Here is a 14,612-nt window from a genome sequence, read left to right on the forward strand (position 1 = left end):
GCCCCCATTTTTCAAGGTGCGACATTTTTCGCGGAGTTACGTCCTACAAAGCTGTCACACGTATCGGTTGTGACAAAAGACCCACACCTTTGCGTATTTCGTTACTTCAATCGGGCTCTGTGTCACGTCCCGTCAGATTTATTCGGAAACCGTCGTCGAAAAATCGACATTCGTTAGAAGAGAAAAGCTTTGTTAGCTGTCGCATTCGATAACTGACAGCCTCCCTAAACTCCGGTTTTCTTCGACCCCGGGCGCCTGCCGGACCCGGGTTGGATAACCGCCGTGAGGCGCCGAAATACCGCTCCGTGCGACACGACGGCGCGGGGGAAGGGTTAGAGAAAGCGATGGATTCCGTGCAAGTCTTGCAACGCGTCCCCGCCTGTGGCGAGGACCTCGAATACGATCCGCTGTTCCTGACGCTGCAGCAGGCCGCGCTGGGCAAGGCCGAGCAGCAGTTCGGCGACACCATCATTCCGGCCGAGGCCGCCGATTGGCGCGAGGTCGAGCGCCTGGCGTTCGCGCTGCTAGAACGCACCTGCGACGCCCGCATCCTGGCCTACCTGACCCGGGCCTGGACCGAGTTGCGCGGCGTGCCGGGGTACGCCGCCGGCGTCTCCGTGATCGCCGATGCGCTCGATGGCGACTGGGATGCGCTGCATCCGCGCCTGGACATCGACGGCGAAACCGATCCCCTGCCGCGCATGAACGCGCTGGCCTCGTTGTGCGCCGTGCAGGAGACGGCCAGCAGCCTGCGCTCGGCGCGGCTGCTCGACGGCATGCATGGCCAGCTCAGCCTGCGCGAGGCCGAAGCCGTGAGCGAAGGCGCGCGCGAGGCCGACCAGATCTATCCCGGCGGGCGCGAGCGCCTGGTCGAAAAGCTGCGCCAGGCCTGGCTGCAGCAGAGCGCCGAGCTGCTGGCCGTGGACGACGCACGCGAAAGCCTGCGCCGCATCCAGGCCTGCGTGGCGACGCGGCTGGGCCACGAGTGGGTGCCCGACTTTGCCGGCGTGCTGCGCAGCCTGGACGTGGTGGCGCAGGCCTGGGCCGGCGCGGCCCAGCCGCAGTCCGCCGCGCCCGCCGCCAGCACCGACGTGAGCGGCGACCGCGCGCCGGGCGCGAGCCACGCGCCGGCGCAGCCCGCCGATGCCGGCGCCGCCCGTGGCGCGCGCCACGACTGGCGCGACGCCAGTATCGAGACCCGCGAGGAGGCGATGCTGATGCTCGCCAAGGTGAGCGCCTATTTCGAGGCGCACGAGCCCAGCCACCCCGCGCCGTTCCTGATCCGCCGCACCCAGCAGCTGATCAGCCTGAATTTCCACGACATCCTCAAGAACCTCGCGCCGCAGGGCCTGGAGCAGTTCGAGAGCTGGCTGCCGCGCGACGGCGCAGCCGGACAGCCGTGAGCGGCAACGCCAACCATCAACGTCAACCTAGGGAGCAGGCATCATGGCTACAACTCTGAAGGGCAGCGGGCAGAAATTCATCGCCCGCAATCGTGCCCCCCGCGTCCAGATCGAATACGACGTGGAAATCTATGGCGCCGAGCGCAAGATCCAGCTGCCCTTCGTGATGGGCGTGATGGCCGATCTCGCCGGCAAGTCGGAGACGCCGCAGCCGGACGTGGACGAGCGCAAGTTCCTCGACATCGACATCGACAACTTCGACGAACGCCTCAAGTCGATCCGCCCGCGCGCCGCGTTCCAGGTGCCCAACACGCTCACGGGCGAGGGCAACCTGAACGTCGACATCAGCTTCGAGAGCATCGACGACTTCTCGCCCGCCACCGTGGCGCGCAAGATCGGCGCCCTCAACGAACTGCTCGCCGCACGCACCCAGCTGGCCAATCTGCTGACCTACATGGACGGCAAGACGGGCGCCGAATCGCTGATCGGCGAAGTGCTGAAGAACCCCGCGCTGATGAACGCGCTGGCCGCCGCGCCCAATCCGGAGTCGGCGGCGGACGTGGCCGCGGCCGGCGGCCGCGAGACCAAGGTTTGAGGAGGACAGCAAGATGACCGCAGTCGCCAAACGCGAACAGTCCCAGCAGAGCGCCCAGGCCCTGGAGGCCGATGATCTGTCGGCGCTGCTGCGCAAGGAATTCAAGCCCAAGACCGAACAGGCCCGCGAGGCCGTCGAGCATGCCGTGCGCACGCTCGCGCACCAGGCTCTGGCCAACAGCGGCGTGGGCCTGTCCTCGGATGCGTATCGCACCATCCAGGCCATCATCGCCGAGATCGATCGCAAGCTGTCCGAGCAGATCAACCTGGTCATGCACCACGCCGACTTCCAGCAGCTCGAAGGCGCCTGGCGCGGCCTGCATTACCTGGTGACCAACACCGAGACCGACGAGCTGCTCAAGATCCGCGTGATGTGCATCTCCAAGCGCGAGCTCGGCCGCACCCTCAAGCGCCACAAGGGCGTGGGCTGGGACCAGAGCCCGATCTTCAAGCGCGTGTACGAAGAGGAATACGGCCAGTTCGGCGGCGAGCCGATCGGCTGCCTCGTGGGCGACTACTACTTCGACCACAGCCCGCCCGACGTGGAGCTGCTGGGCGAGATCTCGCGCATCGCCGCGGCCGCGCATTGCCCCTTCATCGCCGGCGCCTCGCCCAGCGCGATGCAGATGGAATCGTGGCAGGAGCTCGCCAATCCGCGCGATCTCACCAAGATCTTCACCAACACGGAATACGCCGCGTGGCGCAGCCTGCGCGAGTCGGAGGATGCGCGCTACATCGGGCTCGCCATGCCGCGCTTCCTGGCACGCCTGCCTTACGGCGCGCGCACCAACCCGGTCGACGAGTTCGATTTCGAGGAAGACACCGACGGCGCCAACCACGACCGCTATGCCTGGGCCAACTCGGCCTACGCCATGGCGGCCAACGTCAACCGCTCGTTCAAGCTCTATGGCTGGTGCACCTCGATTCGCGGCGTGGAATCGGGCGGCGCGGTCGAGAACCTGCCGTGCCACACGTTCCCCACCGACGACGGCGGCGTGGACATGAAGTGCCCGACCGAGATCGCCATCAGCGACCGGCGCGAGGCAGAGCTGGCCAAGAACGGCTTCATGCCGCTGGTGCATCGCAAGAACTCCGACTTCGCCGCCTTCATCGGCGCGCAGTCGCTGCAACGTCCGCACGAGTACTACGACGCGGACGCCTCGGCCAACGCCAAGCTGGCCGCGCGCCTGCCGTACCTGTTCGCGTGCTGCCGCTTCGCGCACTACCTCAAGTGCATCGTGCGCGACAAGATCGGCTCGTTCCGCGAGCGCGACGACATGGAGCGGTGGCTCAACGACTGGATCATGAACTACGTCGATGGCGACCCGGTGAACTCCTCGCAGGAAACCAAGGCGCGCAAGCCGCTGGCGGCCGCCGAAGTGCAGGTGCTGGAGATCGAGGACAACCCTGGCTACTACTCGGCGAAGTTCTTCTTGCGGCCGCACTATCAGCTCGAAGGGCTGACGGTGTCGCTGCGGTTGGTGTCCAAGCTGCCCTCGCTCAAGCAGAACGAAGGCTGAGGACACCATTCCTTCACCCATGTGCCCCGGAGCACGCATAGGAGAAAGCAGTGGCAGTTGATATGTTCATGAAGATCGATGGCGCCAATGGCGAATCGAAAGACGCCAACCACAAGGACTGGACGGACATCGTGTCGTTCTCGTGGGGCGCGACCCAGCCGGGCAACATGGCTTCGGGTGGCGGCGGCGGCGCCGGCAAGGCCAGCTTCAACGATCTGCACATCGTGGCGCGCATCGACAAGTCGATGCCGGCCGTGATGAAGCACTGCGCTTCGGGCAAGCACCTGAGCAAGGTCGAACTGTCGGTGTGCAAGGCCGGCGGTCAGCAGATCGAATACACCAAGATCACCCTCGACGAGGTGCTGGTGACCTCGGTGCAGGTGAGCGGCGAGAACAGCTCGGAATCCGTGGTCGTCAACTACGCGTTCCAGGCCGCCAAGGTCAAGCAGCAGTACTGGGAGCAGACCGAGAAGGGCGGCAAGGGCGCCGAAAGCCTGGTGTCGTGGGACGTCAAGCAAAACAAGGAAGCCTGATGCGGGAGCGGCCTCGCGCCGCTGCCCATCGTGTTTGCGCGGCGCGCCGCCCACCGGCGCTGCCGCGGTTCCGACCTTCCGCCAACCGACCCGACCGACGACATGATGCAACCGTTTTCGCTGCATGAGGGCTCGATCGCCCACCAGTTGACGCAGACCCGCGAGCGCGTGCGCAACGCACCGGCCGACGCCGACCTGCGCGCGCGGCTGTTCCAGCTCAGTGCCGTGCAGGGCGATTGGCCGCGCGCGGCAGAACAGCTGCGCCTGTCCGCCGAACTCAACCCGCGCGCCCGCGCCAGCGCGCTGCTCTACGACGGCGCGGTGCGCGCCGAGCAGCGCCGCAGCGCCGTGTTCGCCGGCGAGTCGGAACCCGATTTTCTTGGCGCTGCCCAGCCGTGGCAGCGCCTGCTGGTGCAGGCCCTGCGCGAGCCGGCCGAGCGCGCAGCCGCCACCCGCGCCGAGGCGCTTGCCGAAGCCAGCGCCTGCGCCGGCCGCCTCACGCTCGCCGCCGACGAGACGCCGCATGCGTTCACCTGGCTCTGCGACGGCGACAGCCGCCTCGGCCCGGTCTGCGAGCTGATCGTGGGCGACCGCTACCTCTGGGCGCCGATGTCGGCGCTGCGCAGCGTGCGTCTGCTCGCGCCGCAGGGCCTGGCCGACCTGGTCTGGGCGCAGGCCGAACTCGTGACGGCCGAGGGCCGCACGCTGGCCGCGCTGGTGCCGGCCCGCTATCCCGCGCGTGCCGGCGGCGAGCCGCTGGAGGATGCGCTGCAGCTGGGCCGCATCACGCAGTGGGAGCCGCTGGGCGAGGATCTGTATGCCGGCGTCGGCCAGAAGATGTGGATGACCGACGAAGGCGAATACGCGTTGCTCGATCTGCGCGCGATGGAGCTGGACTGATGGCCGCGCACGACGCCCAGGCGATGCAGGTGTGGCGCTCGGCCGGCCGGCGCGGCGCGCGCGGCGCGGCGCTCGACCGGCTGCAGCCGGCGCTGCTCGACCGCTTGATGGACGACCGGCCCTACGAGCGCAGCGAGCCGCCCGGCCAGGCGGTGATGTCGCATGCGCAGCTGCGCGCCGCGGTGCTGCGCGACCTGCGCTGGCTGCTCAACACCGTCAACCTGGAAACCACCGACGACATCGGTCCGTTCCAGTGGGTCGGGGCGTCCACCCTGAATTTCGGCGTGCGCGCGATGGCCGGCAAGCGCATGTCGGAGATCGACTGGATCGACGTGGAAGACGCGATCCGGCTGGCCATCGTGCGCTTCGAACCGCGCATCCTGGGCGACACGGTGGACGTGCGCTGCGTGACCGACACCGGCAAGCTCGAGCATTACAACGTGCTGACCCTGTCGATCCGCGGCATGCTGTGGTGCGAGCCGCATCCCCTCGAATTCCTGTTCCGGTCGGATATCGATCTCGAAAGCGGCCACATCGACCTGCGCGACCTCGGGGGCAGCTGATGGACACGCGGCTGCTGGATTACTACAACCGGGAGTTGGGATACCTGCGCGAGATGGGCGCCGAGTTCTCGCGCCACTATCCCAAGGTGGCAGGGCGGCTCGGGTTGAGCGAAGCGGAGGTGGCCGACCCCTACGTGGAACGTCTGCTCGAAGGCTTCAGCTTCCTGACCGCGCGCGTGCAGCTCAAGATGGACGCGGAGTTTCCGCGCTTCTCGCAGCGCCTGCTCGACGTGGTCTATCCGCATTATCTGGCGCCCACGCCCGCGATGGCGGTGGTGGCGCTCGAGCCCAGCATGAACGAGGGCACGCTGGCCAAGGGCTTCACGCTGCCGCGCGGCACCCTGTTGCGCGCCCGCGTGACGCGCGGCGAGCAGACCCCGTGCGATTTCTCCACCGGCCAGGACGTGAAGATGTGGCCGCTGAAGGTGGCTCACGCCGAGTTCATGGCCACGCCGCCGGACCTGCCGCTCGCGCGGCTCGGGCTGGGCGGCGCGCGCGCCACGGCCGCGCTGCGCCTGCGCATCGAGGTGTGCGGCGGCGTGGCCCTGCACGAGCTCGATCTCGACAGCCTGACGTTCTTTCTCGACGGCCAGGACGTGCCCATGAACCAGCTGCTGGCGCTGGTGCTGGGCAAGTCGGTGGGCGTGGTGTGCCACGACGCCGAGCGGCCCGCGCTCGGCTGCAAGCTGCTGCCGGCGGAGGTGTTGCGCCACGAAGGCTTCGACGACGACCAGGCGCTGCTGCCGGCCGACGACCGTTGCTTCCAGGGCTATCGCCTGATGCAGGAGTACTTCGCGTTTCCGCAGCGCTTCATGTTCTTCAGCGTGAACCAGCTGCGCCAGGGCCTGCGGCCCTTGCTGGCGCAGTCGGCCGCGCAGGATAAGGGCGCCGCGGGCGAGGAGGTGCGTGCGTTCGGCATCACGATTCTGTTGTCGACGGGCGCGCCTGACCTCGAAAGCACGGTGCGCACCGAAAACGTGGCGCTGCACTGCGTGCCCGTGATCAACCTGTTTCCGAAGCGTGCCGACCGTGTCGCGGTCACGCCGCGCACGCACGAATATCACCTGGTGGTGGACCGCACCCGGCCGCTGGACTACGAGGTCTATGGCGTCACGCGCGTGACGGGCCATGCCGCGGGCGGCGCCGAGCGGCAGTTCCGGCCGTTCTACGGCACGCTCAGCGAAGACGGCGAGGATTACGGCGCCTACTACGCCACGCGGCGCGAGCCGCGCCTGCTCTCCGACGTCGCGTTGCGCCAGGGCTCGCGCACCGGCTATGTCGGCAGCGAGCTGTTCCTCTCGCTGGTCGACCGCGACGAGGCGCCGTTCTCCGGCGACCTGCGCCACCTGACGCTGGACACGCTGTGCACCAACCGCGACCTGCCGCTGCTGATGCCGCTGGCCGGCGATACCGACTTCAGCCTGCGCATCTCGGCGCCGGTCGCGCGCATCAAGGTGCGGCGCGGGCCATCGGCGCCGCGCACCGCGCTGGCCGATGGCGAGGCGACCTGGCGGCTCATCAATCACCTGGGCCTGAACTATCTGAGCCTGACCGACCTGGACCCGGAGCAGGGCGCGCAGACCCTGCGCGAGACGCTGCGGCTGTACGCCGATCTCTCCGAGCCCGTGGTGGCGCGCCAGATCGAAGGCCTGCAACGGGTGCGTGCGGTGCCGATGCACCAGCGCCTGCCGGTGCCGGGACCGATCGTCTACGGGCGCGGCGTGCGCGTCGAGCTCACGGTCGACGAGACGGCGTTCTCCGGCATCCATCCCTATCTGTTCGGCGCCGTGCTGGAGCGCTATTTCACGCGGCACGTGAGCATCAACATGATGACCGAGCTCACGCTCGGCACCCTGCAGCGGGGCGAGGTCGCCCGCTGGAAACCCCGGCCCGGAGGGCGGCCCGCATGCTGAAGCCCGCTCCGCGTCCCCCTTCTGGAGTGTCTTCCATGGCGCAGGTCCACCGCGTTTCACCGAGTCCCGCCGTCGCGCCCGGCGGCGCCGGCCAGCCCGTGCACGCGCTCGGCGAGGTCGCGATGGTGGTGGGACCCGAGTACGTGGTGCGCACCGACACGCGCCAGTGGCGCTGCCGCCGCGCCGCCAGCTGCCTGCTCGCGCCGGTGCCGGGCGACGAGGTGCTGGTGAGCGGCCCGGACGAGGATCGCGTCTACATCATCGCCGTCACCCTGCAGACCGATCCGTCTGTCGCACGGCTGCAGGTGGAGGGCGAACTGGTGCTGGGCGCGCGCGCCGGCATCACGCTCGACAGCGCGGCCGCGCTGCGCCTGCAGGCGCGCGAGCGCCTGGAGTTGCAGGCACCGGTGGCGGACTGCGCCGTCGACACGCTGAGCTACCGCGGCAAGGAGGCGCGCCTGACCGTGGGCCAGGTGCGGCTGACCGGCCGCATCTACGAATTGGTGGTGGACAAGCTGGTGCAGATGGCGCGCAACGCGCTGCGCCTGACCGAAGAGACGGACCAGACCCGCGTGGGTGTGCTCGACATGGAGGCGCGCCAGACGGCACGCCTGCACGGCACCTACAACGTGGTGACCGGCGAAGAGCTGGTGAAGGTGGACGGCCGCCAGATCCACATGGGCTGAGGCCCGGCAACGCAACGAGTTCGCGGCGGCTGCCGCCAGACCTTAGGAATATCGGAATCGGGATATGGAACGCGTCATCAAGGCTCACACCCCCCTGCCGCCGGAGCAGCTGAAGTTTCGCGGCATGCACGGACACGAAACCCTGTCGCAGCTGTTCGAGTTCGATGTGGAGCTGGTGTCGGACTCGCATTCGCTCGATATGAAGCAGCTGCTGGGCAAGCCGATCACGCTGGAAATCGAGACCTCGGGCGCCAAGCCGCGCTTCCTGAACGGCCAGGTGACACGCTGCGTGCTGGTGGGCCGCGAGGGCGCCACGGCGCGCCACTACATCTACCGTGCCACGCTGCGCCCCTGGCTCTGGTACCTGACGCAGACCTCCGACAACAAGATCTTCCAGAACCAGAGCGTGCCGGACGTGATCGAGGAGGTGCTGGGCGACTACGCGTTTCCGTACGAGCTCAAGCTCTCGGACAGCTATCGCAACTGGGAATACTGCGTGCAGTACCAGGAGACCGACTTCGCCTTCCTCAGCCGCCTGATGGAGCACGAGGGCATCTACTACTGGTTCAAGCACGAGGACGGCAAGCACACGCTGATGGTGACCGATGACGTGACCCAGCACGACAAGCTGCCGGGCTACGAGACGCTGCCGTACTACGGGCCCGACCGCGCGGCGGTGCCGCAGGAGGAGTATGTGTCGTCGTGGGAGGTGTCGGAGCAGATCACGCCCGGCGCCTTCGCCACCAACGACTATCACTTCAAGACGCCCGGCGCCATGCTGGAGGCGCGCCGCAACAACCCCGGCGCCTATGACAACGGCGACCTCGAAGTCTACGAATGGCAGGGCGGCTACACCAATGCGGGCGACGCCGAGCGCTACACCCGCGTGCGGCTCGAAGACCTGCAGTCGCGCCAGGAGCAGGTGGCCGGCACCTGCAACGTGCGCGGCGCCGCGCCGGGCTACCTGTTCACGCTGCGCAACCATCCGCGCCAGGCGGAAAACCGCGAGTACCTGGTCGTGGGCGCGCACTACCGCATCCGCGAGGGCGGCTACGCCAGCGGCTCGGGCAGCAGCAGCCTGTTCGACGTCGGCTTCATCGTGCTGCCGTCCAGCGTGCCGTACCGCGCGCCGCGCGTCACCCCGATGCCGCACACGCATGGCCCGCAGACCGCCAAGGTGGTGGGCAAGGAAGGCGAGGAGATCTGGACCGACAACTACGGCCGGGTCAAGGTGCAGTTCCACTGGGACCGCGTCGGCCAGCGCAACGAGAACAGCTCGTGCTGGGTGCGCGTGTCGAGCCCCTGGGCGGGCGGCGGCTTCGGCGGCATCCAGCTGCCGCGCGTGGGCGACGAGGTCATCGTGGACTTCATCGGCGGCCATCCCGACCGGCCCATCATCATCGGCCGGGTCTACAACGCCGGCAACATGCCGCCCTGGGAACTGCCGGGCAACGCCACGCAGAGCGGCTTCCTGAGCCGCACCAAGGAGGGCACGCCGCGCACCGCCAACGCCTTCATGTTCGAGGACAAGACCGGGCAGGAAGAGATCTGGATGCATGCGGAGCGCAACTATCGCACCGAGATCGAGCTCGACGAGAGCCACAGCACCGACCGGCACCGCCTCACCAACATCGGCCACAACGACACCTGCTACGTGGGCGGCAAGCGCGAGATCCACGTCACCGGGCCCGACGTCCTGACCGTGGCCAAGACCCGCGACGTGTCGGTCACCGGGCACGAGAACTACACCGTGCAGGCCTCGCGCAAGACCGAGGTGAAGGACGGGCTCAACGAGGAAATCTACGGCAAGGGCCTCAAGACCACGGTCTCGGCCGTGGGCGAGACGCGCGAGGTGACCGGCCCGTTCAAGGAAACGCTGAAGGACACCGAGACGCGCGAGGTCACGGGGCTGCTCGACGAGACCTACAAGGGCGGCGAGCTGCGCAAGATCACCAAGGGCTCGACGGTCAACATCAAGGACGGCCAGACGGTGACCGTCGAGACGGGCAACGCCGCGCGCAACGTGTCGGCCGGCACGCTGACCGAGAAGGTCAGCGGCCAGATCCGCATCGAGTCCACCGGCGCGGGCATGGACATCACCTCGCCCCAGACCATCACGATCAACAGCGGCGTGGACGTGGTGCTGCAGGGCAAGAAGGTCAAGGACCTGTCGACCAAGAGCTGGCTGAAGGCGACGCCGTTCGGCCTGAACCTGACAGTGGCGCAGGCCACCATCGGCCTGGCCAACGCCGCCGTGTGGCGCAGCACGCTGACCACCGCCATGACCACGGGCGCGATCGCGATGATCAAGAACGACGTGGCGCTGATGAGCTTCAAGGTCGCCGGCACCGAGTACCGCAACAAGGGCATGGAAACCGAGAACGTGGGCGTGCGCACCGCGCTGGCCGGCCTCTGGGTCCTGATCTGAAGACGCATGACAACCGAGAAACGGGGAGTGGCAGGCAACATGGAAATACCGGGTTGGGCTTGGCTGGTGGTGCTCTTGATCGTGGTCGAGGCCGTGGTGCTGATCGGCTTCTTCCGCAAGCAGGCCGCGCGCCGCGCGGCGGCCGAGGCGCAGGTGGTGCAGGTGCAGCGCACCGGCGAGCCGGCGACCGCACGGGTGCTCGAAACCATCGACACGGGCCGGCGCCTGGGCGAGGTAGCCTATTTGATCGTCAAGCTGCGCCTGGCGGTGCAGCCCGCGTCGGGCGAGCCGTTCGAGACCCTGATCGAGGCGCGCATCTCGCCGGTACGCATCGGCGACTTCGCCGAGGGCCGGGAGATCGCCGTGCGCGTGGATCCGCAGACGCGCGCCGTGGCGGTGGACCAACGCGTCGATTAATGCGATGAAGACCGTAAAACCGACTCGCCTGAGCGTGTTGACCCGTCCGTATCGCTGGCAGGGCGAGGACAGCCTGGGCGTGGCCGTGATGGCGCTCGCCGGGCTGGAGCCCGAGCCCCGGCTCTATACCGAGCAGGAGCTGTGGCGCGTGGCCGCGGAGGAGGGTGACGGCGCGCTCGACGTGGGCATGCCCAAGCTGGAAGCCGAGGTGCTGGTGCATGGCAGCGCCTACACGGGGCCCAGCGGCCAGGACCGCGCCTGCGCGGTGCGCATGAAGGTCGGCGGACTCGACAAGTCGCTGCTGGTGTTCGGCGACCGCTATTGGCTGGAGGGGCGCGCCACCGAGCCGCTGCCCTTCAGCGAGATGCCGCTCGACTGGAGCCGGGCCTATGGCGGACCCGACGAACCGCGCAATGTGCTGGGCCGTGGGATGGTGGCCGAGCAGCACGGCCGCATGAAGCTGCGGCCGTTGCCCAACGTGGAGTCGCCGACCGAGCGCATCGAATCGCCGACGCAGCGGCCCACGCCGGCGGGCTTCGGTCCGCTCGCGCACGATCATCCGGAGCGGCTCGCGCTGATGGGCCGCCGCTACGACCAGCAGTGGCTGGAGCAGGGCTTTCCGGGCCTGCCGCTGGACGCGGACTGGCGCTGCTTCAACACGGCGGCGCCGGACCAGCGCTGGCCCGGCGTGGGCGCGCTGCCGGAGGCGGCGGAATACGCGTTCTGGAACATGCACCCGCAGCGCGCGGTGCTGAGCGGCCGCCTGCCGCAGTGGCGCGCCCGCGTGTTCGTGCGCCGCATCGCCGACGCCGCAGGCCTGGAAGAGTATCCGCTGCGGCTCACCACGGCCTGCTTCTTCCCGGCCCGCGAACGCGTGGCGCTGATCTGGCACGGCAGCCTGCCCATCAGCGAGGACGACGCCGCCGACATCGGCGTGATCATGCCCGCGCTCGAGGCGGCGGGCGAGCCCCTGCCGCACGCCCACTATCTGGAGGTGCTGACGCAGCGGCTGGACACGCGCCATGGCGCCCTGCACGCGCTCGACGATGGCGCGCTGGCGCCGCGCGCGCTGTTCGGGGCCGACGACCCCTTGCCGGACATCGAGGACCGGCCCATGGTGCGGCGCCTGCGCGCGGGCGAGCGCCAGGACCGGGCCGAGCATCGCAGCGAGCTGGAATCCCTGGGGCTGAACGCCGACGACTTCCTGGCGCCCGAGCATCCTCCGGTCGAGCCGCTCACGATGGAAACCATGCCCCAGCGCATGATGGCGCTCGAGAAAGAGCAGGAGGCCATGCGCGCCACGCTGGCGGCCGAGCGCGAGCGCGCGCTGGCCGATCCCGACATCCAGCAGTTCGCCCGCGATACCGGCATCGACGTCGAGCGGCTCGACCAGCCGGAGCCGCCGGGCGCGCCCAAAGCGGGCAGCAATCGCATGGACCCGATCGCGATGGAGCGCCAGCTGCGCCAGACCGACATGCTGGGCGAGGGCGGCGCGGCGCCGGCACGCTGGGCCGACGACCTGCGGCCCGAGGTGCGCTCGGCCTACCGCCACACCGTGCACCTGTTCGACCGCGCGCCGGCGATGAGCCCGCTGCGGGCCAGCCGCACGCGCCGCCGCGTCGAGGCCGTGATGCGCGGCACGCGCGACCTCAGCCAGGCCAACCTGATCGGCGCGGATCTGTCGGGGCTGGACCTGCGCGGCGCGCGCCTGACCGGCGCCATGCTGGAGAGCGCGGACCTGCGCGGCACCAACCTGGAGGGTTGCGACCTGGCCGGCGCGGTGCTGGTGGGCGCGCAGCTCGACGGCGCCTCGCTGGCGCATTGCCGCCTGCAGCAGGCCAACCTGGCCGCCGTGCGGGCCGCGTCGCTGCGCCTCACGGGCGCCGATCTCACCGATGCCAATCTCGGCCAGGTGCAGCTCAGCGGCAGCGACCTGAGCGGCGTCACCCTGTTGCGCGCGCAACTGCCGCAGACCCGCCTCGAGGGCTGCAACCTGCGCGGGGCGTCGTTTGCGGAAATCATGTGGCACGAGGCGAGCCTGACGGACTGCGATCTGGGCGAGACGCAGTGGCGCCAGTGCCTGTTGCTGGACGCCACGCTGACGCGCAGCCGCTGGCAGGGCGCCCGGCTGGATCGCGTCGGCCTCATCAATGTGAACGCCGATGCGATCGCGGCCGAGGGCATCCGCCTGACCGCCTGCTCGGTCACCGGCACCAGCTCGCTGGCGGGCGCGGTGCTGACGCGCGCGCACCTGAGCCAGTGCGGCCTGCGCGGCACCGTGATGCGCGACGTCGACCTGCGCGAGGCGAGGCTCGACGGCTGCGACCTGTCGGGCTGCGACCTGAGCTCGGCCCAGCTCGACGCCGTGATCGCGCCCGATACGCTGTTCATCCGCGCCGACCTGACCGGCGCGCGTCTGCGCCGCGCGGTGCTGATCGACGCCAACCTGTCGAAGGCGGTGCTCACCGGCGCCGACCTGGGCCAGGCGAACCTGTTCCGCGCCGACGTGTCGCAGGCCCGCATCGACGGCGGCGCCAGCACGGCGGGCGCCTACACCCACGGCGCCAAGCTGTGGCCCAAGCGCCGGGAGCCGCGATGAACGTCGACACCCTGATGGGCCTGATCGGCGCCGGCAAGCCGGTGCACCAGGCGGTGCTGCGCGGCGCGGCGCTGGCCGGCCGCGACCTGTCCGGGGCCATGTTCGACGAGTGCGACCTGCGCGACGCCGATCTGCGTGGCTGCAATCTCGAAGACACGCAGATGCACCGCTGCACCCTGAGCGGCGCGGACCTGAGCGAGACGACGCTGGACGAGTCGCGGCTGTTCCGCTGCCAGGCCGAGGGCCTGCGGCTGGCCGGCGCGCGCTTCGCCAAGGGCATGTGGAGCGAGGTCGAGCTGCGCGGCGCCGACCTGGGCGGCGCCTGCGTGGACGGCGCCACGCTGAGCGGCGGCTCGCTGGCCGGCGCGAACCTGCGCGGCGCGCGCATCGAGCGCGCCGTGCTGGCGCAGATGAGCCTGGCCGATGCGGACCTGGGCGAGGCCCGCCTGAGCTACACCACGCTGCATCGGCTCGACCTGCGCACCGTGCGCTTCGCGGGCCTGACCAGCGAGCGCGCGATGCTGGTGGAGTGCGACCTGCGCGAGCAGGATCTCTCGCAGCAGGCCTGGCCGGGCGCGCAGTTCACCGGCTCGCGCATGGACGCGGTGCGCCTGAACGGCGCGGACATCAGCCAGTGCAGCTTCCAGGGCGCCACGCTCGCGCAGGCCGACCTGAGCGACGTGCTCGGCGCGCAGGCGTTGTTCGTGCAGGCCGACCTGAGCGGCGCGCGCCTGTCGCGCGGCGCCTTTCTGCAGTCGGTGTGGGTGGACGCGGTGCTCGAGGGTGCGCGCTTCGACGGCGCCGACCTGAGCATGGCCGTCATGCACCGCGCGCGGGCCCGCAACGCCGTGTTCGAGGGCGCCTGCCTGCGCGACACCGATTTTCTGCGCGCGGATCTGCGCGGCGCCGATCTGCGCGCGGCCGACGTGCTGCGCCTGCGCCTGCATCGCGCCATCACCGACGGCGCGCGCTGGGAACGGCGCGCCGGCATCATCGAAAACGATCCCGCGCTGCTCGACGCCGAGCTGTGGTCGGCGGGACAAGCCTAGGAGACAC

The 14,612-nt window shown here is 69.4% G+C and carries 12 protein-coding genes; all 12 read left to right on the forward strand.

What is annotated here, in order from left to right; all coding sequences use genetic code 11:
• Positions 1 to 353 precede the first annotated feature (353 nt).
• The 12 genes from tssA (at position 354) to CEG14_RS09400 (ending at position 14,605) form a co-directional block, all read left to right on the forward strand.
• Complete coding sequence (gene tssA / locus CEG14_RS09345) at positions 354 to 1,403, forward strand: type VI secretion system protein TssA (protein ID WP_373454200.1); 1,050 nt, start codon at positions 354 to 356, stop codon at positions 1,401 to 1,403.
• A gap of 43 nt (positions 1,404 to 1,446) precedes the next feature.
• The gene (gene tssB, locus CEG14_RS09350) at positions 1,447 to 1,998 is read left to right on the forward strand and encodes a type VI secretion system contractile sheath small subunit (RefSeq protein ID WP_094826110.1); all 552 of its coding nucleotides are present in this window, start codon (positions 1,447 to 1,449) and stop codon (positions 1,996 to 1,998) included.
• 13 nt (positions 1,999 to 2,011) lie between these two features.
• Positions 2,012 to 3,517 carry a type VI secretion system contractile sheath large subunit gene (gene tssC / locus CEG14_RS09355; RefSeq protein ID WP_094826111.1) on the forward strand — a complete coding sequence of 502 codons (1,506 nt, stop codon included), beginning with the start codon at positions 2,012 to 2,014 and terminating at the stop codon, positions 3,515 to 3,517.
• A gap of 50 nt (positions 3,518 to 3,567) precedes the next feature.
• Positions 3,568 to 4,050, forward strand: coding sequence for an Hcp family type VI secretion system effector (locus CEG14_RS09360; protein WP_176461449.1), 483 nt, complete (start codon positions 3,568 to 3,570; stop codon positions 4,048 to 4,050).
• Between the two features lie 102 nt (positions 4,051 to 4,152).
• Entirely contained in the window at positions 4,153 to 4,950 is a 798-nt protein-coding gene (locus CEG14_RS09365) for a type VI secretion system accessory protein TagJ (RefSeq protein ID WP_094826112.1), read from the forward strand.
• Between the two features lie 23 nt (positions 4,951 to 4,973).
• A complete protein-coding gene (gene tssE, locus CEG14_RS09370; RefSeq protein WP_255032245.1) occupies positions 4,974 to 5,513 on the forward strand; it encodes a type VI secretion system baseplate subunit TssE in 540 nt (179 codons plus the stop codon).
• Positions 5,513 to 7,426 carry a type VI secretion system baseplate subunit TssF gene (gene tssF, locus CEG14_RS09375; RefSeq protein ID WP_094826114.1) on the forward strand — a complete coding sequence of 638 codons (1,914 nt, stop codon included), beginning with the start codon at positions 5,513 to 5,515 and terminating at the stop codon, positions 7,424 to 7,426. The genes tssE and tssF overlap by 1 nt, the downstream gene beginning before the upstream one ends.
• A 35-nt stretch (positions 7,427 to 7,461) precedes the next feature.
• Positions 7,462 to 8,112, forward strand: a complete 651-nt coding sequence (locus tag CEG14_RS09380; RefSeq protein ID WP_094826115.1) for a DUF3540 domain-containing protein — start codon at positions 7,462 to 7,464, stop codon at positions 8,110 to 8,112.
• A gap of 64 nt (positions 8,113 to 8,176) precedes the next feature.
• A complete protein-coding gene (locus CEG14_RS09385; RefSeq protein ID WP_094826116.1) occupies positions 8,177 to 10,540 on the forward strand; it encodes a type VI secretion system Vgr family protein in 2,364 nt (787 codons plus the stop codon).
• A gap of 39 nt (positions 10,541 to 10,579) precedes the next feature.
• On the forward strand, positions 10,580 to 10,957 hold the full coding sequence (locus tag CEG14_RS26490) for a hypothetical protein (RefSeq protein WP_218831321.1): 378 nt from the start codon (positions 10,580 to 10,582) through the stop codon (positions 10,955 to 10,957).
• Positions 10,958 to 10,961: 4 nt separating this feature from the next.
• Complete coding sequence (locus CEG14_RS09395; RefSeq protein ID WP_094826117.1) at positions 10,962 to 13,556, forward strand: DUF2169 family type VI secretion system accessory protein; 2,595 nt, start codon at positions 10,962 to 10,964, stop codon at positions 13,554 to 13,556.
• Entirely contained in the window at positions 13,553 to 14,605 is a 1,053-nt protein-coding gene (locus tag CEG14_RS09400; RefSeq protein WP_094826118.1) for a pentapeptide repeat-containing protein, read from the forward strand. The genes CEG14_RS09395 and CEG14_RS09400 overlap by 4 nt, the downstream gene beginning before the upstream one ends.
• Positions 14,606 to 14,612 lie beyond the last annotated feature (7 nt).

It is taken from the genome of Bordetella genomosp. 1, from assembly GCF_002261335.1.
Taxonomy (GTDB): Bacteria; Pseudomonadota; Gammaproteobacteria; order Burkholderiales; family Burkholderiaceae_B; genus Bordetella.

Bases quoted from the DNA above. Each gene is read 5' to 3' on its own strand.
- CEG14_RS26490 (WP_218831321.1), top strand. From the start codon at position 10,580: ATGGAAATACCGGGTTGGGCTTGGCTGGTGGTGCTCTTGATCGTGGTC.
- tssE (WP_255032245.1), top strand. From the start codon at position 4,974: ATGCAGGTGTGGCGCTCGGCCGGCCGGCGCGGCGCGCGCGGCGCGGCG.
- CEG14_RS09365 (WP_094826112.1), top strand. From the start codon at position 4,153: ATGATGCAACCGTTTTCGCTGCATGAGGGCTCGATCGCCCACCAGTTG.
- tssF (WP_094826114.1), top strand. From the start codon at position 5,513: ATGGACACGCGGCTGCTGGATTACTACAACCGGGAGTTGGGATACCTG.
- tssB (WP_094826110.1), top strand. From the start codon at position 1,447: ATGGCTACAACTCTGAAGGGCAGCGGGCAGAAATTCATCGCCCGCAAT.
- CEG14_RS09385 (WP_094826116.1), top strand. From the start codon at position 8,177: ATGGAACGCGTCATCAAGGCTCACACCCCCCTGCCGCCGGAGCAGCTG.
- CEG14_RS09395 (WP_094826117.1), top strand. From the start codon at position 10,962: ATGAAGACCGTAAAACCGACTCGCCTGAGCGTGTTGACCCGTCCGTAT.
- CEG14_RS09400 (WP_094826118.1), top strand. From the start codon at position 13,553: ATGAACGTCGACACCCTGATGGGCCTGATCGGCGCCGGCAAGCCGGTG.
- tssC (WP_094826111.1), top strand. From the start codon at position 2,012: ATGACCGCAGTCGCCAAACGCGAACAGTCCCAGCAGAGCGCCCAGGCC.
- CEG14_RS09380 (WP_094826115.1), top strand. From the start codon at position 7,462: ATGGCGCAGGTCCACCGCGTTTCACCGAGTCCCGCCGTCGCGCCCGGC.